The following is a 406-nucleotide window of genomic DNA, read 5'->3' as shown; positions in this document are numbered from 1 at the left end:
TATATGTTGCGCGTGAGCTTCTGCCTGCTGTCGAGGAAGACGAGTTCTATCATGCCGACCTGATCGGCATGACAGGCAGTTTCCGAAGATGGCGAAGTGCTTGGAACCGTCTCTATAGTTCATGAATATGGTGCGGGGGTCAGCATCGAGATTGATCGAGGTCTGATCGTTCAATTCACGCTGGCCTGTCTGCCTCATGTCGATCACGCGCACCGTCGCGTAACCGTCGTGCCTCCAGTAGAAGTCGAGGTCGAAGGTCATCTCGATGGAGAGGTACAAGTCCGGGCAAGAGGAGGCGCGCTGATATCCTGCCCCTGTTTCCGGACATGTTTCCGGGGCCGCTTGGGTTTTCCCTGGCGGGCAGGGCGCTCGAACGTGGCATCTGGTCCTGTGAAGCGCATGACCT

Annotated in this window: 1 pseudogene; it reads left to right on the top strand. The window is 57.1% G+C overall.

Annotation, left to right across the window (positions count from 1 at the left end):
* Nucleotides 1–326: 326 nt before the first annotated feature.
* A pseudogene (locus tag KP705_RS18470) lies at nucleotides 327–406 on the top strand (tRNA (guanosine(37)-N1)-methyltransferase TrmD); the annotation flags it as partial.

Source organism: Gluconobacter sp. P1D12_c (genome assembly GCF_018812105.1).
Lineage (GTDB): Bacteria > Pseudomonadota > Alphaproteobacteria > Acetobacterales > Acetobacteraceae > Gluconobacter > Gluconobacter oxydans_A.
This window is presented reverse-complemented; position numbering and strand designations above follow the sequence as displayed.